This window comes from Duganella aceris, from assembly GCF_011090165.1.
GTDB lineage: Bacteria > Pseudomonadota > Gammaproteobacteria > Burkholderiales > Burkholderiaceae_D > Rugamonas > Rugamonas aceris.
Window position 1 is genome coordinate 26,012 of record NZ_JAADJT010000002.1, and the last position, 21,401, is coordinate 47,412.

Here is a 21,401-nt window from a genome sequence, read left to right on the forward strand (position 1 = left end):
CCGCGGCGGTTGTCGGTCTACAGGGGCTTCCTGGCCGGCAGCGGAATCCACTCGGTTTCGCCGGGCACCTTCTCGAAACGCTGCGCCTCCCAATCTTCTCCCGCCTTGACGATGCGCTCCTTGCTCGACGAGACGAAGTTCCACGACATGAAGCGATGGCCGTCCAGCGGCTCGCCGCCGATCAGCACGAAGTGCGATTCCGCTCCCGCCTTGACCAGCTGCGTGCTGCCGGTGTCCAACAGCGCCATGTTGTTCAAGGCCAGCGCCACGCCGTCGATTTCCAGCTCGCCGCTGATCGGATAGATCGCCGCTTCTTTCGGCAGATCGCTCAGCGACAGTTCGTGGCCGGCCTTCAGCTTGACGTCGAGGTACAGGGTCTGGCTGTAGGTCGCCACCGGCGATGCCTTGCCGAAGGCCGATCCGACCAGCACGCGCACGGTCGCGCCGTCCACCACCAGCTCCGGGATATCGGCGGCGGGCGTGTGGCAAAAGCCCGGCTCGTCCTCTTCATGCGCCAGCGGCAACGCGGCCCACAGTTGCAGGCCGTGCGTGCGGTGCGGCACGCCGACCAGGTCCTTCGGAGTACGCTCGGAATGGACGATGCCCCGGCCGGCCGTCATCCAGTTGATCGCGCCGGGTTCGATGCGCTGGAAGGTGCCGATGCTGTCGCGGTGATCCATCGCGCCTTCGAACAGATAGGTCACGGTGGAGAGGCCGATATGCGGGTGCGGACGCACGTCGTGGTCGGCGTCGACCGGCACGTCGACCGGGCCGAAATGGTCGAAGAAGATGAACGGGCCGACCGCCTGCTTGATCGCGGACGGCAGGTAGCGGCGCACGACGAAACCGCCGCCCAGGTCTTTTTCGTGGCCCTTCAACAGATTCGAAATCGTCATGGTCGTTATCCCAGCACGGTCGTGACCTCGGTGGTCACGGACGTCATCAGTTTATGGACCGGGCATTTCTGCGCGGCGGACAGCAGCTCGGCGCGCTGGGTCTCGGTCAGGTCGCCGCTCAGGTGCAGCGTCGCGGCCAGGCGGTAGGTGCCCTGGCGCTCTTCGCTGGCGTCGCGCTCCAGGCTCACTTCGACATGCTCGAGCGGGATGTTTTTGCGCTTGGCGTACCACACCACGGTCAGGGCCTTGCAGGCACTCAGCGCCGCGTCGTACAGGTCGTGCGGCGACGGGCCGGCATCGTTGCCACCCTCCTCGACCGAGCCATCGGTCGAGATGATGTGGTTGCGCACATGGACGATATGGCGCATCGGCAGGGATTGATCGCGCGATACTTTGATAGTCATTCGGTGTTCCTTGTTGGCTGAAAGTTCAGAACCCACAATTTACACCGAATGGCCGATTTGCGCCTCTACTAAACGTCTACGCCCCGGGGCATGGGCACCGTGGCGCGCTGCAAATCGGCCAGCGTCGCGGGCTTGGTCAGGTGCAGGTCGAAGTTGGCCGTGAAGGCGCGTTCGACGTCCTCCTTTTGTCCGTAGCCGGTCAAGGCCACCAGCCGCAGCGGCGCGCCGCCGGCCAACCGGCGGATCTCGCCGGCCAGCGCATAGCCGTCCATGTCCGGCAGGCCGATATCGAGGATGGCCACCTCCGGCAGTTCGCGCCGCACCGCGTCCAGCGCGGCGGCGGCGGTATTCGCCACCCTGACTTCATGACCCATCAGTTCAAGCAGCGCGGCGCCGGCGGCGGCGGCATCGACGTTGTCGTCGACCAGCAGCAGCCGCAGGCCCGTGAGACCCGGCTGCGCCGCCGCTTGATGCTCGACGTCGGGTGGCGTGGACAGCGGCAGCACCACTTCCAGCTGGCTGCCCGCGCCGGCGCCGGCGCTGCGGACCGCGACCTGGCCGCCATGCAGATCGACGATCTTGCGCACGATCGCCAGCCCCAGACCCAGCCCGCCGGTGCGCCGCGCCAGCGACTGCGGCGCCTGGTGGAATGGTTCGAACACGCGCGCCATCAGTTCACCGCTCATGCCGATGCCGTTGTCGCTGACCAGCAGCCGCGCCTGGCCGTCGTCGCGGGATAGCGTCACCTGGGTGGCGCTACTGCCGAAACGCGCCGCGTTCGACAGCAAGTTGTTGAGCACTTGAGTCAGGCGGCTATCGTCGCCCTGCACCCACACCGCATCCGGCACCGACACGCTGATTTGCTGGCCCGGCGCCGCCGCGACGGCATGACGCACCACGTCGGCCAGGTTGACCGGGCGCGCGTCCAGTTCCAGTTTGCCCGAGATGATGCGCGAGACATCCAGCAGATCGTCCACCAGCCGGCGCAGGTGGTTGACCTGGCGGCGCATGACGCCGCGTTCCTTGCGGCTGGCGCCGTCGTCGCGCAGGTCCAGCAGGTCGAGCGAGGTGACGATGGGGCTGAGCGGGTTGCGCAGCTCATGGCCCAGCACCGCCAGGAATTCGTCCTTGGCGCGGCCGGCCTCGCGCGCATCGGCCAGCGCGGTCTGGTGGCTGGCCAATGCCTGGTTCAGGGAATCGAGCAGCAGCTTGCGCTCGCGCTCCTGCGCGCTGCGCTGGCTTTCAGCCTGCTCCAGCGCTTTGCCGATCTTTTCGATTTCGATGATCGACGACGGCGTGTGTGTCAACGGCGCGCCGGAGCCCAGCGCGGCGGCGTTCTGCCGCAGCGCCTCGATGGTGGTCACCAGCCGGTTGGCCAACAGCGACGCCAGCGCGATACAGCCCAGCAGCGAGACGATGATGCCGGCGCCATACACGCCCATGCGATCGAGAGCGGCGGCGTGCACCTCCTCGGCCGGGCGCCCGACTCCCACCGCCCAACCGTAGCGCGACAAGGTGGTGTAGGCGGTGAGCAGCTTCTGGCCTTCGGTGGTGGTGGTTTCGCCGAAGCCTTCCGGACCTTCTCTTTGCATCAATGCCGCGAGCGAAGGACTGGGCATGGCGCCGACGCGGTTCGCCTGATCGAGTGAGCGGGCCACCGCCGCGCGGGCGCTGTCGCGGATCGTCGTCACCGCGCCGTCGGGCACACGTTGGCGCTCGATCAGACGCACCATGCGGTCGGGGCTGATCACCGCCGTCAGCGTGTACAGCTCACCTTTGGCGCCGGTGGCCGGCACACGCACCGGAAAGGCCGAGCGTCCGCGCGCGCCGCGCGCGATGCGGCCGACCACGGGTTGGCGCATGGCCAGCACCTGGCGCAGGCTATCGGGATCGGCCAGCGGGCCGGCCGGCGCACCGTAGGGGTCCATGGTGCGGAACAGAACCTTGCCGGTGCCGTCGGTCAGGATCACGCCCAGCCAGTCGCTTTGCGCCTTTGCCAGCGTGCGGGCGGCGTCGTAAAAGATACGCAGGTCGCCGTCTTGCAGCGCGTCCGAGCGGCCGAGGGTGGTGAGCATCGCCACGGCGCCGTCCAGTTCAGCGTCGGCGGCGCTGGACAAGGCGCGGGCCAGGTCCAGCATCAGCCGCTCCTGCTCGCGCTCCTGGTACTCGCCGGCGGTGTGGATGCTCCAGGCGCCCAGCAATGCCAGCGGCAACAGCCCGATCGCGGTCAGCATGATCAGCAGGTACCGCAAGGAGAACATAAACCGTGGCCGTGAGCGCATGAAATGGCGGGATAAAAATCAAAGTCGTCAATTTACAGCAAGTTCGCGCTGTTGTGCGGATTGGAGGCGATACTCATGATCTCATGAATCCATGCCGGACGCCCCGTCTCGGGTTTGATGGCACAATGGGCGCTGCGAAATCTTGGAATGGGATGATGAAAAATTACGTCGATGCGGAGCTGCTTGAGGGATGGCTGCGCGCGCGCTCGATCGCGCGCGGATTGCCGCAGCCGGTCGCGGATCGCGGCGGCCTGCGCGTCGATACGGGGACCCTGGAAGAACGCTGCCGTTACGTCTTTGCCGGCCCGGCGGACGAGATACAGGACCTGGCGCGGTCGATCAACGCGCCGCATATTTTCATCAAGATGTGCGGGCCCAGCCACCAGCTGCTCGCGCGCGTTCCGACCAGATGGGAACTCCAGCCGGGCGCCTACCTGATGACTTACGAGGGGTGGCGCAGTCCCGTGCCGTCCGTGCCGATGGGCTATCGGCTGCAGCTCGTCACCGAATCGGCGGTGACGATCGCGCGCATTTTCGCCGATGACGACTCGGTGGCCGCCAGCGGCCATGCGGTGGAATATGAGGGGGTGTTTGTGTTCGACCGCATCGCCACCGAACCGGCGCACCAGCACCAGGGCTTGGGCGCGGCGGTGATGGCCGCATTGGGAACGGCGCAGCAATCGAAGGCGGCGCGGCGCGTGCTGGTCGCCACCGAGGCGGGACGGGCGCTGTATTCAACGCTGGGCTGGAGCGTGCGGTCGCCCTACTCCACCGTGACGATCAAACCACTTTCTTGACGAATTCCGTCTTCAGGCTCATGGCGCCGAAGCCGTCGATCTTGCAGTCGATATCGTGGTCGCTGTCGACCAGACGGATGTTCTTGACCTTGGTGCCGACTTTGACGGTGCCGCCGCCCCCCTTCAGCTTCAAGTCCTTGATGACGGTGACGGTGTCGCCGTCCTGCAGGATGTTCCCGACCGAATCCTTGTAGACGCGCGCGCCTTCTTCGGCGGCATCGCCCGCGCCGGCGGTCCACTCGTGCGCGCATTCCGGGCACACCAGCTGGGCGCCATCTTCATAGGTGAATTCGGATTGGCATTTAGGGCATGGTGGCAAAGCGCTCATCGTTTGGATCCAGGGATAGAAAAGAAGGCGGCAGTATAGCCTATACCAACTTGCGCGCGACCCGGAAGCCGACGATGTCGTTGGCCAGCACGGCGGAAAAGCCGTTGCGCACCGACGAGCGAAGATAACGCGGGTTGTACAGCCACGAGCCGCCGCGCAGGATGCGCCGCACCGGATCGCCGCCCTCTTCCCACGCGCTGCCGTCGACCGGCGCGCCGACGTAGTTATCGTGCACCACGTCCTGTGTCCACTCCCACACGTTGCCGTGCATGTCGAACAGCCCCCATGGATTGGGCTGGAATGCGGTGACCTTGTTGGTGCCTTGCAGGTAGGCGCCGCGCGGGCTGCCGTTGTAGGTGTAGTGGCCGTCGTAGTTGGCCTGTTCGGTGGTGATGCTGTCGCCGAAGCTGAACGCGGTCTTGGTGCCTGCGCGGCAGGCGTACTCCCATTCCGCTTCGCTCGGCAGGCGGTAGACCTGGCCGGTTTTCCCGGACAGCCAGCGCAGGTACAGCTGCACGTCCACCCAGCTGACGCCGATCACCGGATGCTCGTCGTTCTGCGCGAAGCCGGGCGCGCGCCAGTCGGTGTCGGACTGCGACTCCCAACCGGTGTCGCGCACGAACTGCCGCCATTGACCGACCGTGACCGGGAAGCGGCCCATCGCAAACGGTTGCTCGATGCCGACCCAGCGCTGCGGCATCTCGCGCTCCAGCCAGTTCTTTTGCGCGCCGGCCTTGATCGCCACCGCCTGCTCATGCTCCGGCGATCCCATTTGAAAGCGGCCGGTCGGAATCAGCACCAGATCGGGACCGGTTCCAGTGCCATCGACAAAGCGGTCGCGCAGGATGCCGCTGGGATCCGCGACCGGGCTGGCGGCGGTTGGCATCAGCGCCGCCAGTTCGGCCGCGTTGCGCGCGGCCTGCTGCTTGCGGTGGCGTTCCTGCTCCAGGCGATACGCCGCCTCCGCCTTCAGCTGCGCGGCCTTGCGCTGCTGTTCTTCCTGCTCCTCGCGCGCCTTTTTGGCGTCGGCCTCGCGGCGCGCTTGCAGCTGTTCGCGCAGCACTTGTTTACGCGCCAGCGCGGCCGCTTCGGCTTCGGCGCGCTGCCTGGCTTCCAGCGCGCGGCGCTGCTGATCGAGCCGGACTTTCTCGGCAGCGGCGGCGTGCGCCTCGGCCTGACGGCGCTTGGCCAGTTCGGCCGCCTGCGACTGGCGATTCAGCTCGGCGACGCGCGCCTGTTCCGCCTGCGCGGCCTGCTCCTTTTGCCGTTGCTGCTCGCGCGCCTGCTTTTCCTGTGCCGCCTGCGCGGCTTGCGCCGCCAGTTCCTCCTCGCTTGGTCCGGCGGCGCGGCGCAAGTCCGTCAGCAGCTGATTCACCGAGTCCGGACGCCGCTCCTGTTGATAGGCGAAGCCGTTGCTCAGCACTTTCCACTGACGCTCGTTCAAGCCTTGCGGCGGCGATGGATGGAAATCGGCCGGGCGCATATCGTCGAACGGCATGCGCCCTTCCAGCAACTGGTAGATCATCACGGCGACCGCGTACACATCCAGCTTGGGCGCCGGCTGGCGTTGATGCGTGCCCGCCTCCGGCGCGCGATAGCCGGCGGTGCCGGCGTTGGGCGTCTGCAAACCCAGGCTGCTGCCGGCGCTGCGCGCGCGCGAGGCGATGCCGAAATCGAGCAACTTGATTTCGCCGCGCTGCGTCAGGAACACGTTCCCCGGCTTGATGTCGCGGTGTACCAGCTTGTGCTTGTCCCACGCGTATTGCAGCGCGTCGCCGACCGGCGACAGCAGCCGGTACACGGCCTCCAGCGGCAGCGGGCCTTGCGCCGCGAGGTAGGCGTCCAGGTCCTGGCCTTCCAGGTATTCCATGATGATGAAATAGCTGGACGTGGCCGGATCCTGCGCCCATTCGTAGACGCGGACGATGTTTTCATGCGCCAGCTTGCGCGCCTGCGTGGCTTCCTCGATCAGCAGCTTGGCGTGGATCGCGCTTTGCGTCAGCTGCGGCGGCAGGATCTTCAGCGCCACCAGGTCGCTGTGGCCCAGCTCCGCGTGCGTGGCCAGGTCGGTGGCTTGCCACACCTGGCCCATGCCGCCCATGCCGATCAGACGTTCCAGCCGGTAGCGGCGGTTTTGCGGTCCGATCTCCTGGCCGGACATCAGGCCCAGCTCCGTCCCCTGCCGCACCGGCGGCGCCGATACCGACGTGGCGTTGCCTCCCGGCGGCGCGTACTCCGCATCCAGGATGGCGTTCTTGCGACGATCGAACTCTTGGAGGCTCAACAGACCGTCATCATGTAAGGCCCGCAGCTCGCGGATCTTGTCTCTTGCAGTTTGCATCATTAAGCGAAGTGTAACCGTTCCTGCTGAAAGTCGTTAGGCCAGGGGCGCGCCGCATTCGGCGCAGAATTTGTCTTCCGGATGGCCCGCCCGGGCCGGATGGCCATTCGGGCAGCGCCGCACGGCGCCAACCGCCGGCGCGTGATGGTGATGCACCGGCGCGCCCGCCTGCGCCACGCCGACGCCCAACTGGCTTTGCGTGGTCAGCGCGCTGGCGCTGGCCGAGTTCTGCACATTCAGCAGATCGAGCTGATGGCGGCGATCCTTGTCCAGCTCCGTGTCGCGGTGCGCGCGCTCGTCCAGCACGCGTTCATGCGCCAGGCGCGCCGCTTCGGCCGGCGTCACGCCGTGTTCCGCCGCGACCACCTGCGACAGCGCCTGGATCTGCTCGGCCGTCATGCCGCCCTGGATTTGCAGCTTCATGATCTGTTCCACCGCCGCCACGTTCGACGGCGCGGCGACGGCGGCGATGGCCATGTCGCTCAGACGACCGATGGTCTCCATGCGGCGGATCTCGTGGTCCTGCTGCGATTGCTGGACGTTGAAGGCGGCGGCGCGCTCCTGCTCGAACTTCTTCAACTCGCGCTGCCAGGCCGCTTCCTGCTCCTGCTGCTTGAGAATCTGGCGCTGCTCGTCGATGGCCAGTTGATCCAGCATGGCCTGCTTGTTGTTGGCCTGGTTCTGCCGCGCGTGGATGCCGTCGGCTTCGATGGTGCGCAACAGCTTCTCGTACTGGGCGATGGAATCGGCCTGCGCGCCGGTGCGCTTGAGGTCCTCGATCTTTTGATTGATCTCGGCCACCTGCACCGCGTTGGACGCATCCTTGACCGCGTCGCCACGCAGCAGATCGCGCTGGCGGGCCAAGGCCAGCTGATCTTCCCATTCCTGCACGCGCTCGGCCTCGCGGCGCTGCGCCGCGCTGGCCAGCGTCATCCCCTGGATGCGGGTCGCGTGGGCTTCGTGCTCGATCTGCAGCTCGCGCGCCTTCTCGTCCTTTTCCTGCTGGCGCAGTGCGGTGAGTTCGTTGCGGCGGTGCGATTCGTCCTCGATCAGCAAGGCTTGCGCGATCTGGCTTTCAATCGATTGCTGGCGCAGCTGATGCGAGAAGCGCTGCTGCGCCAACTGGCGCTGCTCGGCGGCGGTCTGCTGCAGCACTTCCAGGTCGGTACGCATCTTGATCTGCGCCAGATGACGCACGTGGTCCCAGTCGGCCTGCTCGCCGAGTCGATGCGCCTTGTTCCTGGCCAGTTCGTGTTCCAGGTCGGCCAGCAAGGTGCCGGCGCCTTTGTCCACCGCGACCTTGCGGGTTTTCGATTCCATGATGCGGCTGTACAGGTCCACCTCGCGCGCGCGCAGCGCTTGCACGCGTTCGGATTCCTTCAGCGTCAGCTCGGCCTTCTGGACGCTGGCATCCTGGCGCAGTTCGGCGCGGCGGAAGTCGGTGCGCATCTTCTGTTCTTCGCGCGAGATGGCCTGCCATTCTTCCTCGTCGTAGATCTGGTCCAGCTGCTTGACGTGCTCCAGTTGCACATGGCGTTCGTCGGCGACCAGCCACAGGGTGCCGATGCGTTCGCGGTTGTGGTCGAATTTGTCGTGACGCAGGGCGGCGGTTTCCACCCGGTCCACCGCCAGGCCATAGGTGGCGAGCCGCAGCTTGAGCGCCGCTTGCAGGCGTTCGTCCAGTTGCAGGCGCAAGTCGGCGTTGTGCGCCATGTCGCGTATCGAACGGCTGCCGACGAATTCGGCGGCCAGCTGGCGCACCGATGGTTCCAGCAGGTCGTGCAGATGCAGGGTGCTGACCACGCCGGGCACGGTCATGAAATGCTGCGCGAAGGCCGGCACGTTTTCAATGCGCAGGGCGACCGTGAAGCGGGCCGATATCTTCAGATGCTCCGCCGTATGCAGGTCGCTGAAGCTGAACTCCACCGGCAGCGGTGCGCTGCGGGTGATCAGGATCTCGGCGTTCTGGTTGCGCAGCAGGTGGTTCAGGCGGGTGAAAAAGCCTTCGATCTCGTACTCGCCCTGCGGCACTTCGGTGGCCTTGTCGGCTTGCAGAATATAGGCGCGCGCGGTGGCGGGCACGCGCAGCGTCTTGGTGAAGATGCCGGACAAGGTGCTGACGCCGAAATAGACCGCCAGTTCGTCGTCGCCGGGTATCCAGCGGTTGTCGCGCAGCACCGGCTCGTTGCGCGGTGCGCCCAAGGTCAAACCGCAGTGCTTGCAGTAGCCCGACTCGCCGTCGTTTTTGTGCTCGCACCGCGGGCATTTAACGCCGCCAAAACCAAACTTTTGGAACATGTCAGACTCCTTCTTCGATTCATCTTCCGGGCCGCCCTGCGATCAGCCGATTTTAGCAGGGCACGCCGGTTTCATTCTTGCGCACGATTCAGCGCCGCTTCAAATCATGCCGATCCGGTCGATGCAGGCCATGCTGGCGCCCTTCCGGCGCATCTCGGCCGTGAATCCGGGCGGCAACTCGTCCTGCCAGGCCTTGGGCAGCAGCACCCGGTCGCCGGGGTTGACTTGTTTTAGTATTAATTCCAGCTTCGGTTCGCGGCCGTCGACGGTATCGACCCGGCCGGCGTGCCAGGCCGTCGAGCAGCCGGTGGCGATGATGCGGCCGCGCGGTACGAACTCCCTGCCGCGCGCGAGGCGGTCGGCCATCACCAGCGCCAGTTGGTAGGAGCCGCCCTGGAAGCGCGGCTGGCCGAAGCGCACCACGCTGCGCCAGCGGCCCAGTCCCTTGCCGTCGAAGTGGCGGGCGCCGGCCAGCGTCTGCCGCACTTCCTGCTGGACGGTGAGGTCCAGGCCCGGTGCGGCGATGGTGTCTTCTTCGCTGTTGGCGGCGGCGGTGTGGGTGGCGTTGGCCGATTCGTTGACCGTTACGGGATCGGCTTCAATCGGGAACACGCTGACTTCGACCCAGCCCAGGCTGTCGTTGATGCCGCCGCTGTGCAGCGGGAACCAGGTGCGCACGGTGGACACGGAGGCCGAAGGGTCGGCGTGGCCGCTCAGCGCGCCGAGGTGGGTAATCAGCAGCGCTTCGGAGGTCGGGGGGGCGGTGTTCAATTCGCCGTCGACGCGGCCGAGGTGCCAGGCGTCGGAGCGGCCTTGCGCGTACAACGGCTTGCGTGGGATGGCTTGCAGGCCGCGCACCATGCGGTCGGCCATGACGGCGGCGAATTCCCATTCGCGGTCTTCGATCGGCGGGGTGATGTCCATGCTGAGGACGACCTGGTCGCGGCTGTCGAAGCGGACTTCGGTGTGGCGTGCGAGGCGGACCACTTCCTGCATCCGTTCGGCGATGGCCGGGGCGCCGGGCACTGTGCATTTGACGTCGGCGCGGTTGGCGCGCGGGCGACGGCTGGCGGTGATGGTGAGGATGCGGCCGTCGGCCAGGATGCAGCGGCATTCGGCGTTGGTCGGCACGGCGGTGATCGAGAGTGTGGTCATAGCGATGGTTCCGTGCGGGGGAGGTGTGGCTGGCGGCGCAGCGACAGGCCGGTTTCGAGGTTGGCGCAGATGCGGTCGGCTTCGTCGAGCAGGTGGGGCCATTGTTCCGGGTCCGCCAGCTGAAGACGGGCTAGCAGGGACCAGGCTTCGTCCAGCGCGGCTTGGGCGGTCAGGGTTTGGGCGGCGCGGCGGGTTTGGTCTTCCGCCGCCAGTGGCTGGTCGGGGGCGGCCCAGGCCAGCGCGGGCATGGTGTTGATGTTCAGGGTGGCCATGCCGAGGCGCAGCAACAGGGCTTGGTGCTGTTGGAAGGTCGGCAGGCCGGCTGGCAGGATAAGCAGCCGCAGCTCGCTGCTCAGGGCCGGCAGTTCGAGGAACAGGCGGCGCAGCGCGCGGGCGTCTTGCTGCGCGGTGGACAGTGGCGCCGCGGACGACGGCGGCGAACCAGCGCCGTGCAGCGCGGCGACAGCGGGCAGCGGCGCAGCGGCGGACGGCGCTGCTGCTGCGGCGGCGACGTCGGGTGGCGACGCGGCGGCGGACGGCGGCGCAGCTGCGGCGGCGACGGCGAGCAGCGGCGTGGTGGCGGTCAGCGATGCGGCAGCTAGCGCCGAAACGACAGTCCCCAACGGTGCGGCATCGAGCGGCGGCACGGTCCCCAGCGGTGCAGCGGCAAAGGATGTCGGCACGGCGGCAGACACCGGCGTTGCTGCGGCAGGTGGCAGCGGGCCGGAAAGCGTGTGAGTCGCGGCGGCGAGCGCGAACTCGCCAGCGGCAGAGGAAGGCGTGGCGACGCGCACGGGCGCGCCGGCGGCGGAGGAGACGATGGCTCGCTCGGCGGCGGGCGGTGCGGCGGCGGTGGTGGCCGCTTTGGCGGCGCTGGCCGCGATGGCTGCCGCTTCGGCTTCGGCTGCCCGTTGGGCGCGTGTTTTCAGCACGTCGGCGAAGTCCACCCGCTCGCCCAGATCGACCGGCACGCAGTCGTCGACCGTGACGCCATAGCGCGTGTACATCAGCTGATTCAAACCAGCGCGGAAAGCGTGCCATTCTTCCAGCGACGTGCATGGCGGCAGTTCCAGCGCGCCCTGCGCCAATTCCGCCTGGAGCGCCATCTCGACCGCCGCGCCAAAATCGGCCAGCGCCAGGCGCCCCGCCGTCTCGCTGTACAAATACAAATCGAAGCGCTGCTGCGACACGCGCGGATTGGCCGCATCGATCACGAAGCGCAACCGCAGCCCCCACTCCGGCGCGGCGATGAACGGCACCAAATCCACCGAGTACGGCCCCGGATGAAAACAAAACACCGACTCACCCTGCTCGCCAACCACCTTCCCCGCAGCCGCACGCCGCGCATGCCCGGCCGCGTTGAAGACCACCACCGTGCTATGCGCCGGCGCGACATCCCCCTGATCCAGCCGAAGCGCGATCAGATCGACTCCCAAGCCGCCGGTATCGGTGGCCTGTTTGCGGCGCCGGGTGAACAATCCCATAATCTAGGACACCACCGGCTCGACGGCAAAGCCGGCGCCATACAGCTGGAAGTGCTCCGCAGGCGCATTGGCGAAGGGCCACGCGCGTTCACACTCGCCGTCCGCATCAAGACGGCCCTGCAACACGATCGCGCCACCGCCGTCAATCACCCGCAACTGCGGCTGCCCGCTCAACAGACGCGCCGCGAACGGCGCCTCCACCGACAAACTCAGGATCACCTGCCAGCCCCCGCCCTGCGGCAGGAAATGCAAAGTCCAGAAACCATCATCGGTCAGCAGCGACTCCAGCGCCGTCGCCGTGGCGGCAGCGCGCAGCATGCCCCGGCTGCCGGTCCACACCGGATCGTTGGCCGCCGCGTGCGCGTGCGGCCGCGCCGCCGCATGGCGCTCCAGCGACAGCCGGCGGAAACGGCGCAGCGTCAACGGCGACGCCGACAGCGCCTGGCGCTCGTTCGGCGTCAGCACGCGCGTGCCATCCAGCGCCGCAAGCAGCGTGGCGTCGGCCAGCATCAGGCGATCGCCCGGCACGGCGCGGGCCAGCAACGCGCGTTCGCGCAAGCGCGCATCCAAGGCATCCAGCGCATTCGCGCCTTGCTCATCTTGTGCTGATTTCAATTCGTTCTCCTTCATTGCGCCGACGCGGTGTTGGCCGCATACAGCTTGGCGATTGCTTCATTGCGGCGCTTGCGCAGCGTCGGCATCGAAATCTCATCCAGCGCCGCCAACTGCTGCAAGGTCGGCAGCTCGCCGGTGGCCGGGTCCAGCCAGGCGTCCGGATAAGTATCGTCGGACGCGCCCAGCAGCTTGTGGTACACCGCCAGCCGGATCGGCAGCGATTCTTCCCGCAACATGCGCAAGGTCCAACTGCCGGATTCCTGCGCCGCACGGGCCATTTCCATATAGCGGAGGGGCAGCGAAAGCGTGTCCGCGCGTTGGCACTCCGCCGCCAGCTGCGCGTCGTCGGCGCCGTCGCCCTGCTCCGCCACCGGGTCGGCCTCTTCCTCGCCTGCTTCGAATTCGTCCGGGACCGGCGCGGCGAGGATACGGTCGTCCTCCCCCGACTCGGCAACGTCGGATTCGCCGATCACGCGCCAGTAGTCTTCCAGCCACAGCACCGCCTCGCCGGCATCGCCCTGCCAGTCGTCGGCACGGTCCATATTCGACGACAGTTCCTCATAATCGCCGATTTCGGTCAACATCGCCGCAATCTTGTCCGGATTGTTTTTCAGGCTGGCGAAGCGCTTGGACCTGGTGTGCAGCGGCCCCGGTGAACCGCCGAACAATTCCTGCGTTTCGCTCCAGCGGATGATCCACTCGGCCCGGCAGCCAGAGATGGACTTCATCTGCCGCACCTCGATCGGGCTGCCGGCCAGCGGACGGCCCAATATCGCGCCGACCTGCGCGGCGTGCTGCTCCCATGCCGTGAACATGGCCGAGATCTCGCGATATGCCGTGTCCAGCATGCGATAGGTGTAGATTTTATTCGGCGAACAGTCACGGCCCGTGGCGACGATGTAGTTGTCGGCATCGACCTTGTCGCGCAGCGTGGCGAACATGTCGTTGACCTTCTTGCGCATCACGCCTTCGGCAGCGGCGTCCAGCCAGAAGGCGCCGCTGCGCGCGTGCTCGCTGGCGACGGCGGCCGCGAAGGCTTGCCAGAAAGCCGGCTGCGCCTGCAATTCGAACAGCAGGCCAAGCGACAGCTCGTAGACACTCTCGCCGTAGCTGTTGCCCTCCGCCTCGGCGCGCGCCGAGCGCGCGTTCGCGCGCAGCGCCGCCGCTACCGCATCGGTATAACTGTCGAGCAGCGGCGCGTGCTGCCCGGGGTCGAGCACCTGGTGCATCTCAATCCGCCGGAACGCCTGCAGCGAGCAGAGTCCCAGCAGCTTGCGCACTTGTTCCCAGCCGTGCTCCTGATACCGGGTTCCTGGCAAGCGCATAAAGTCCTGTAAGTGATGAAAACGAAAATAAACCGCAGCATGGCGATACTACAAAATAATGCCATAAATCGAACGATTCCATTATCCCGTTTACAAGCCTATTTCCCCTTCTGTTCGCGGTTCTGCGACGCCAGCGTGGACAGCATCGCCGCCACCACCGGCGCCGCATGTTCGCCGCCGGTGGTGGCCGAGTGGCTGACGAAGACCGCCATCGCCAGCCGGTGCGTCTGGCCGGGCAGGCTGCCGGCCTCCAGCCAGCCGGTGAACCAGACGGTGGCCGTGTCCTCGCCGCTGGGCGCGGTGCCGGTCTTGCCGTACAAGCCGGGACGCACGCTCGCCAGCGCCGCGCCGCCGAACGCGCCGGCGCCGGTGCCGACATCGACCACGCCTTTCATGCCGGCCCTGATGCGGTCGAGGCGGATGCCGACCGGTTTCATGGCCGGCACGACGCTGTCGTCGTGATCCAGCGTGAGCAGCATGCGCGGCGCCACCACCTTGCCCTGCCCGACCGCCGCCGAGGCCAGGGCCATTTGCAACGGCGTCACTTGCATGCGCAGGCCGATCGCCATCTGGCGCAGTTCGTGGCGGGTGTGGATCGGGTCCATGTGGGCCGGCGTGGCTTGCAGCGCGTCCCAGCTGCGCCAGTTGTAATCGGCCGGCAGCAGGCCGCCGTCCAGGCGCAGCGCCTGTTCGAAGCCGAGGCGGTGCGCGGCGGCGACGATGGGCCGCACGGCATCGAGGGCGTCGGCGTCCAGCGCTTGCAGGTCCGGGGCGCCGCCGTCGGCGCGGCCGAACAGGCTATGGTCGCTCAATTCGCTGGACCAGGCGAACCAGGTATTGAGGCTGTAGGTCAGCGCTTGCGCCAGCCCGAGCCGGCCTTCCTGCGCGCGGCGGTCCAGGCTTTGCTCGCGGTAGTTGGTGATGTGGGCCAGGCGCGGGTTCATCGGGTAGCTGGCGGCGTCGGTCTGGAAGCCGAAGCCGCGTTGCTGCGCCATGCGGTTGATGGCGGGCAGCGGCATGCCGCCTAGCAGTGCGTCGATCTGGGGATCGCTTTGGGCGGCCATCTCCAATCCGAGGGCGCTGACCACCTTGAAGGTCGAGCCGGGGCTTTGGTGGGCGCCTCCGTCGTGCTGCAGGGCGGGCAGGCGCAGCGGGCTGCGGGCGGGACTGGTGCGGTCGAAGTCGCGTACTTCGGCCCAGTTGGCGCTGTTGACTTCTCCCGTGCCGGCGCCGGCTGCGGCCAGGATGTCGCCGGTTTCGGTGTCCAGGATCACCAGGCCGGCGTGGCGGCCGTCCGGTGCGGTTTGGCCGCCGCTGCATTTGCCGTCGGTCCAGCGGCCATGGCGCATGCCGACGCATTCCAGTACGCGTTGGCCTAGTGCTTGCAGTGGCAGGTCCAGTGTGAGCTTGGCGGTGGTGGCTTTGCCGGATGCGGGCAGGCGGGTCAGCATGCCGGCGATGCTGTTGCTGTGATCGGGGCTGATGCCGAGCAGTGGCGCGAGGCCGGCTTCGATGGCGGAGTCGCTGGGGGCGCCGTCGGACCAGAGGATGGTGCCGTTGCGGTCGGTCAGTTGCACTGGCGTCGATGTGGAGGCATTGGCGGCGGTGCGCGGCGGGCTGGTTGAGCTATCGGTCAGTGCCAGCGGGTGCCAGGCCAGGCGGCCGGCGGCGAGGCGCAGGTGGCGGTATTTTTGGTCTTCGGGTGCGTTGAAGTCCAGTGGCTGCACGTCGAGTTGCACGCTGCGCGTGCCGGCTTGCAGTGTGAGCGTTAGTTGTTGGACCTCGGCGGCGGTGGCGCAGGCGCGGCCGGTGCAGGCTGGGGCGAACTGCGCGCTGGCGCCGACGATGCCGCTGCCTACGCGGCCGGCCACCATCATTTGCATCACTTCACCGCCGGCGGCGGGGCGTGGCAGGGCCAGGTTCAGGTGCACGACGGGTCGGCTGCTTTGGTCGTCGCTCGCTTGCGGCCAGCGCGCTACGCGCGTCCATGGCTGCCAGCCCTGCGGCAGCGATGCGAACAGCCGCGAGGCGGCGACCGGCATCTGGCTGGTGGTCGCTACCATCACCGGCGCATCGCCTGCGGCCGAAGACGCGGCACGGCTGGAAAAGGCGGGCCGCTGCGGCGTGATTGCGGCGGCCGACGGGGCGGCGCGGTCGGCGATGGCCGGCGCCGGCGGTGCGGTGCCGCCGGTCGTGGCGCTCCAGTCCAGCACCAGCCCGGCGGGCGCTTTGACGCGCCAGGCCAGCAGCCGGCGTTCGCTGTTGTAGATGTCGATCTGCTGGCGGACGTAGGCGCCGTCGGCTTGGTAGTACAAGCGCTTGAACAGCTTCTGCGTGGCGGGACCGGATTTGACCTGCTTCCAGCCGTCCAGCTCCGCGATCCGCTCCGAGGCGCCGGCGGCTTGCCATTGCGGCAGGTCGCGCGGTGCGAGTTCGATGGCGCCGGCGGCGTTCAGGCGCACCAGGCCCTTGGCTTGCAGATCCTGGAACAGCGATTGGTCCTCCAGCGCGCTCGGCGCGGCGGCCGGCACCTGGTACTGGCCAGGCGTCAGATAGGTCGCGACGGCGCGGCCACGCGCCGGGAATGCCGTCACCAGCGCGGGAGACGAGGCAGCCGGTCCAAAGCCGTCGGGCGCGACCCGGGCGTAGGCGGCGGTAGCGGTCGCGGCTCCGGAAGCGAGGGCGGCGACAGTCGTGGCGGCGGTCGCGGCTCCGGAAGCGGGGGCGGCGACAGTGGCGTTGGGGGCGAGCGTCGCGGACGCAGGGCCGGAGGTGGCTACGGTGGCGGCGGGGAGCGTGGCGCCGAGAGCGGCCGCGTTGGCGATGGTCGTCGGCGCGGCCGCGCGGTACATTTGCACCACCAATTCGCCGCCTTGCGGGCACATGACGTTGGCGCGGCGTTCGATGCGCAGCGCGGAGGCGGCGCCCCACAACAGCCAACCCTGCTGGCGCATCGCGACCTGGCCGCTCGCGCCCTGCTCGATCTGGCCGAAGCTGGCGTCGCTCAGCCAGCGTACGTCGGCTTGCGCGCTGCGCCAGCTCAGTTGCAGCGGTTCGCTCATCGGGTCGTTGAAGTCGGCGCGCGCCGTGCCTTCGATCTGCACCTCCGGCATGGCGTCGGCGCCGGCGCTGCGGTCTGCCACCAGCAGCACATTGCGCAGCGCGGTCTGCACGTTCGATTCCTGATTGCGCGCTACCCAGCGCTTGACGTCGTTGAAGCGGTAGCCGATCCGCAGCGGCAGCAGCCTGGTGTCGGTTGGGCTGCGCATCTGGCTGCACAGGTCGACCCGCACCGGTGGCGAGGCTTGCATGCCAGCGGCGATCAGCAACGCGCCGCCGGAGTGCAGGCTGGCGTGGATGCCGGCTTGCGTCGGCACCGTGAAGGCGATGCCCGGCAGGACGGATTGGTAGGCGTTGGCGGCGCGGATGTTGGCGGCGTCCTGCGGCGTGCTGACGCTGGCGGCGGCCAGATGCCTGGCGTGGCCGGCGATCAGCGCGCCGCCGCCCAACGTGAACGCGACGCCCGCGACGGCGATCCAGATGCCACGGCGGGATAAACGTCCCGCGCCAGCGCGCACGGCGTGATCGGCCCCTGCCCCGGCTCCGCCCGGCCGGGCGCTCGCGGCGGCGATGGCGGGACCGCTGCCGTCGGCGGCATCGACGGTAGAGCTGCGGCCGTCGGCGGCATTGACGGTAGCGCTGCGGCCGCCGGCGGCATTGACGGTAGCGCCGCGGCCGTCGGCGGCATCGACGGTAGAGCTGCGTCGGCCGGCGCCGGCGTCTCGGCGGGTTGGCACCAGCGACATCACGGGCTTGCCACGCGCGCCGGCGCGCAGGTTGGCCTGGCGGCGGCGGGCGCGCCGGCGGTCGGCCCAAGCTTGCAGAATCGTAGTGATGAATCGCGGCATATGCCCCTCGCGCTGGTATCGATGTATGACTCCGCTTAGCAGAGGGGCAAGGAAAAGCCCCCGCTCATCAGCGGCTTCGTCGCGCCGATTTGCATTTCGGGTGCTCAAAAACGCGGCTCGTCGCAATCCGATGGCGGCTTGACGGGGCTTTGCATAAAGTGAGCACATCGAAACACACTTCAACCACCGAAAGGAAGCAAAATGAACGTCCTGAAAAACTTCGAAGCCCTGTTTGTCATCACCCTGGGCCTGGCCTGCGCCGCCAACTACGCGCTGGATCACTCCGCCGCCGACACCGCCGCGCCAATCACCGCCGCAGCCGCGATGACCGCACCGGCCGCCGCGCAGAACATGCATGTCGTCGTGGTCAGCGCCAAACGCATGACCGCCGAAGAGAAACAACAATCGCTGAACGCCGAGCGCAGCGCGATGGCCTCCACTCCATCCGTGAGCAAAATTTGAGCACCCGTAACGCCTTCGCCTGTACGCCCGTCACCACCGCCGCGTAACAGGCGAAGCCTCGCTTCACCCCGTTCGACCTCCCCTCCTCCCGCACACCGTCTGTTCGCCTGCGTACACAGCGCCGAACATGTTTGTGTCATATGTAAAAAGTTGCATCATTCAAAGCAAGCCTTTACCCTGCTTGATATAGTTCATCCAAGCGTTGCAACAAGACGCAGATAAACACGGAGGACACCATCATGATCAAGCGCACGCACACTCTTTACGCCGCCGCCATGCTCGCACTGAGCGCCGCAGCTTTCGCCCCAGCCATCGCATCCGCGCAAGTCGGCGTCAGCGTGGTTATCCGCGACGCCCCGCCGCCGCCACGCTATGAACGCGTACCCGCGCCGCGCCACGGCTACGTCTGGGCGCCGGGCTATTGGGATTGGCGCGGCAACCGCCACCACTGGATCGGCGGCACCTGGGTCACCGCCCGCCCTGGCTACGTCTACATGCAGCCGCGCTGGGAGCAGCGTGACGGCCGCTGGTACCGCCAGGAAGCGCGCTGGGACCGTGGGCCGAACGGCGACCGCGATCATGACGGCGTCCCGAACCGCTACGACCGTCACGACAACCGGGGCGATCACCGCGGCTACGGCGACAAGGACCATGACGGCGTGCCGAACCGCTACGACCGTGACCGCGATGGCGACGGCGTACCGAACCGCGCCGACCGTCATCCCGACAACCGCCGCCGCGACTGAGCCGCGCATCGATGAGCGAAACCGGGTTTGAAGTATTGGCCACGGCCGCCTACAAAGGCGAGCGCGTGGCCGCTCGTCGTCTGGCGACGCGCAACGGCGTCACCGAGGGCGAGGCGCTGCGTCAGGTGCTGACGCAAGCGGCGGGCACCCAAGGCTTGCCGCTGCTGCTGGCGGAACGCGAGCAACTGCGCCTGGGCGATCACGCCAGGCGCGTGGCGAAAACCGAAGAGAAAGCGCAGCAACTGGCCTTGCGCAAGGCGCGCATGCAACCCGACGCCACCGCGTGGCGCGGCTGGTTCGACGGTTCCGCGACGCCGAACCCGGGACAGATCGGCATCGGCGCGCTGCTGTGCGGACCGGCCGGCGAACGCATCGAGATCAGCCGCCGCGCCGGTCACGGCAACAGCAGCGAGGCGGAATACCTCGCCCTCGCCGCGTTGCTGGAATCGGCGGCGCAGAATGGCGCAACAGGACTAGTGGTGTATGGCGACAGCCAGGTGGTGGTCAACGATGTCAACCTGAGCGTGCAGGCGATCGCCGCCGGTCGCGGCGCGAAGGGACTGGAGGCGCATCGCGCGCGGACGGTGGCGTTGATGGCGGCGCTGGGCCAGGTCAGCCTGCGCTGGGTGCCGCGTCACCGCAACGGCGACGCGGACCGCCTGTCGCAACAGGCGATCGATCAATCTTAGGCCCGGCTGGCCAGGCGCAGCTTGGGCCGCGCCGCGATGGCGGGACGCGCCGGAGCGCGCGACTGCGTCAAGCGCAACGTATCGTCCACCTTGAACACACTGACCGCCTGCGCCAGCGCCGCAGCCTGCTGCTGCATCGACTCGGCGGCGGCGGCCGCCTGCTCCACCAAGGCCGCATTCTGCTGCGTCACCGCGTCCATCGAGCCGATGGCCTGATTGACTTCGTTGATGCCGGCGCTCTGCTCGCTGCTGGCGGCGGTGATCTCGGTGATGATGTCGCTGACGCGGTGCACGCTGCTGACGATTTCGTCCATCGTGGTGCCGGCGTCGGCCACCAGCTTGCTGCCCTGGTTGACCTTGTCCACCGAATCGCCGATCAGCTGCTTGATCTCTTTCGCCGCCGACGCGGAACGCTGCGCCAGGTTGCGCACTTCCGACGCCACGACCGCGAAGCCGCGACCCTGTTCACCGGCGCGCGCCGCTTCCACCGCCGCGTTCAACGCCAGGATATTGGTCTGGAAGGCGATACCGTCGATGACCGAAATAATATCGACGATCTTGCGCGAAGACTGGTTGATCGAATCCATGGTGCCGACCACCTGCGCCACCACTTCACCGCCCTTGACCGCGACCTGCGCCGCCGATGCCGCCAGCTGGTTGGCCTGGCGCGCGTTGTCGGCGTTGTGGCGCACGGCCGACGTCAATTCCTCCATCGACGATGCGGTTTCCTCCAGCGCGCCGGCTTGCTGCTCGGTGCGGCGCGACAGGTCCTGGTTGCCCGCCGCGATTTCGCTCGACGAGGTGGTGATGTGGTCGGTGCCGCTGCGGACTTCGGTGACGATGCCGAGCAGGCTGGCGTTCATGTCCTTCAGCGCCGACAGCAGCTGGCCGGTTTCGTCCTTGGCGCTGTCGTCGATATGGCCGGTCAGGTCGCCGCCGGCGACGCGGCGGGCGGCACTGACCGCTTCGCGCAGCGGACCGGTGATGCCGGTGGTGAGCATCCACGCACATGTCGCGCCGAACGCCAGCACCAACCCGGCCAGTACGTACAACAGATTACGGCTGCTGGCGGCGACTTCGTCGATATGCGCGGCGGTGGCGTCGATGCGGGTACGCTGCAGCTTGAGCAGGTCGACCATCAGCGCTTGATAGCTGGCCGTGCCGGGACGGAAAACGGTCTCGAAAATTTTCTCGGCCTGTTCCAGTTCGCCCGCCGCCTTCAGCTTGGCCACCTGGTCGCGCGACGACAGGTACACCTTGCGCTGCTCGCCGATGCGGGTGAACAGCGCCTTTTCCTCGACGTCGTCGGGAGCGATCAGCGCTTCGACTTTTTTCTGCAGCTCGGAAGAGATGGCGGAGGAAGCCTTGGATTCCTCGGCGAAGAAGGCGCCCAGCGTGGCGTCGCTGCTGCGCGCGATGGCGGTGGTGCGGCGGATACCGCTATCGACCTTGCCGTACCAGTCGGAGATCATGCGCTCCTTGGCCAGCGGCACCTGCATCATGTCGCGCGTGGCCGTGGCCACGCCCTGCAGGCGCCAGACGCTGATCCCGGTGATCAGCATGGCGAACGCCAGGATGATGGTGAAACCCAGGGCCAGGCGCTTGCCGATACTGATATTCGCCAACATGTTCATTCTTTTCCTTTGGAAGCAAAAACAAAAAATACGGGGA

At 67.6% G+C, this 21,401-nt stretch carries 16 protein-coding genes; 4 read left to right on the forward strand and 12 right to left on the reverse strand.

Going from position 1 to position 21,401, the window contains the following annotated elements; genetic code table 11:
- Positions 1-17 precede the first annotated feature (17 nt).
- The 3 genes from GW587_RS04625 to GW587_RS04635 form a co-directional block, all read right to left on the reverse strand.
- A complete protein-coding gene (locus GW587_RS04625; RefSeq protein WP_166099226.1) occupies positions 18-896 on the reverse strand; it encodes a pirin family protein in 879 nt (292 codons plus the stop codon).
- A 5-nt stretch (positions 897-901) separates the two neighbouring features.
- Positions 902-1,300: an OsmC family protein gene (locus GW587_RS04630; RefSeq protein WP_166099228.1), complete on the reverse strand. Its 399-nt coding sequence runs from the start codon at positions 1,298-1,300 to the stop codon at positions 902-904.
- A 68-nt stretch (positions 1,301-1,368) separates the two neighbouring features.
- Complete coding sequence (locus GW587_RS04635; protein WP_229259296.1) at positions 1,369-3,561, reverse strand: hybrid sensor histidine kinase/response regulator; 2,193 nt, start codon at positions 3,559-3,561, stop codon at positions 1,369-1,371.
- 173 nt (positions 3,562-3,734) lie between these two features.
- Here GW587_RS04635 and GW587_RS04640 point away from each other — a divergent pair, with 173 nt between their 5' ends.
- Positions 3,735-4,379 (forward strand): GNAT family N-acetyltransferase, encoded by a 645-nt coding sequence (locus GW587_RS04640; protein ID WP_166099232.1) that lies wholly within the window; start codon positions 3,735-3,737, stop codon positions 4,377-4,379.
- Here GW587_RS04640 and GW587_RS04645 read toward each other — a convergent pair.
- From GW587_RS04645 to GW587_RS04685, 8 genes are all read right to left on the reverse strand, one after another.
- The gene (locus tag GW587_RS04645; protein ID WP_166099234.1) at positions 4,363-4,707 is read right to left on the reverse strand and encodes a zinc ribbon domain-containing protein YjdM; all 345 of its coding nucleotides are present in this window, start codon (positions 4,705-4,707) and stop codon (positions 4,363-4,365) included. The genes GW587_RS04640 and GW587_RS04645 overlap by 17 nt on opposite strands.
- Before the next feature lie 40 nt (positions 4,708-4,747).
- Positions 4,748-7,051: an SUMF1/EgtB/PvdO family nonheme iron enzyme gene (locus GW587_RS04650; RefSeq protein WP_166099237.1), complete on the reverse strand. Its 2,304-nt coding sequence runs from the start codon at positions 7,049-7,051 to the stop codon at positions 4,748-4,750.
- A gap of 33 nt (positions 7,052-7,084) precedes the next feature.
- Positions 7,085-9,346 (reverse strand): SPFH domain-containing protein, encoded by a 2,262-nt coding sequence (locus GW587_RS04655; RefSeq protein ID WP_166099239.1) that lies wholly within the window; start codon positions 9,344-9,346, stop codon positions 7,085-7,087.
- 99 nt (positions 9,347-9,445) lie between these two features.
- Positions 9,446-10,501 (reverse strand): hypothetical protein, encoded by a 1,056-nt coding sequence (locus GW587_RS04660; RefSeq protein ID WP_166099241.1) that lies wholly within the window; start codon positions 10,499-10,501, stop codon positions 9,446-9,448.
- Entirely contained in the window at positions 10,498-11,799 is a 1,302-nt protein-coding gene (locus GW587_RS31165) for a hypothetical protein (RefSeq protein WP_371875543.1), read from the reverse strand. Before GW587_RS31165 ends, GW587_RS04660 begins: the two co-directional genes overlap by 4 nt.
- 189 nt (positions 11,800-11,988) lie before the next feature.
- Complete coding sequence (locus GW587_RS04675) at positions 11,989-12,600, reverse strand: hypothetical protein (RefSeq protein ID WP_308495373.1); 612 nt, start codon at positions 12,598-12,600, stop codon at positions 11,989-11,991.
- Positions 12,601-12,611: 11 nt separating this feature from the next.
- Positions 12,612-13,925 (reverse strand): hypothetical protein, encoded by a 1,314-nt coding sequence (locus tag GW587_RS04680; RefSeq protein ID WP_166099245.1) that lies wholly within the window; start codon positions 13,923-13,925, stop codon positions 12,612-12,614.
- Between the two features lie 98 nt (positions 13,926-14,023).
- Positions 14,024-17,833, reverse strand: coding sequence for a penicillin-binding transpeptidase domain-containing protein (locus GW587_RS04685; protein WP_229259297.1), 3,810 nt, complete (start codon positions 17,831-17,833; stop codon positions 14,024-14,026).
- Between the two features lie 201 nt (positions 17,834-18,034).
- On the opposite strand from GW587_RS04685, the gene GW587_RS04690 reads away from it, so the two are divergent.
- From GW587_RS04690 to GW587_RS04700, 3 genes are all read left to right on the forward strand, one after another.
- On the forward strand, positions 18,035-18,295 hold the full coding sequence (locus tag GW587_RS04690; protein WP_166099248.1) for a hypothetical protein: 261 nt from the start codon (positions 18,035-18,037) through the stop codon (positions 18,293-18,295).
- Positions 18,296-18,534: 239 nt separating this feature from the next.
- On the forward strand, positions 18,535-19,041 hold the full coding sequence (locus GW587_RS04695; RefSeq protein ID WP_166099251.1) for a YXWGXW repeat-containing protein: 507 nt from the start codon (positions 18,535-18,537) through the stop codon (positions 19,039-19,041).
- Positions 19,042-19,052: 11 nt separating this feature from the next.
- On the forward strand, positions 19,053-19,730 hold the full coding sequence (locus GW587_RS04700) for a reverse transcriptase-like protein (RefSeq protein ID WP_166099253.1): 678 nt from the start codon (positions 19,053-19,055) through the stop codon (positions 19,728-19,730).
- Here the strand turns inward: GW587_RS04700 and GW587_RS04705 are convergent.
- Complete coding sequence (locus GW587_RS04705) at positions 19,727-21,364, reverse strand: methyl-accepting chemotaxis protein (RefSeq protein WP_166099256.1); 1,638 nt, start codon at positions 21,362-21,364, stop codon at positions 19,727-19,729. The two genes, GW587_RS04700 and GW587_RS04705, sit on opposite strands and share 4 nt — an antisense overlap.
- Positions 21,365-21,401: the final 37 nt, after the last annotated feature.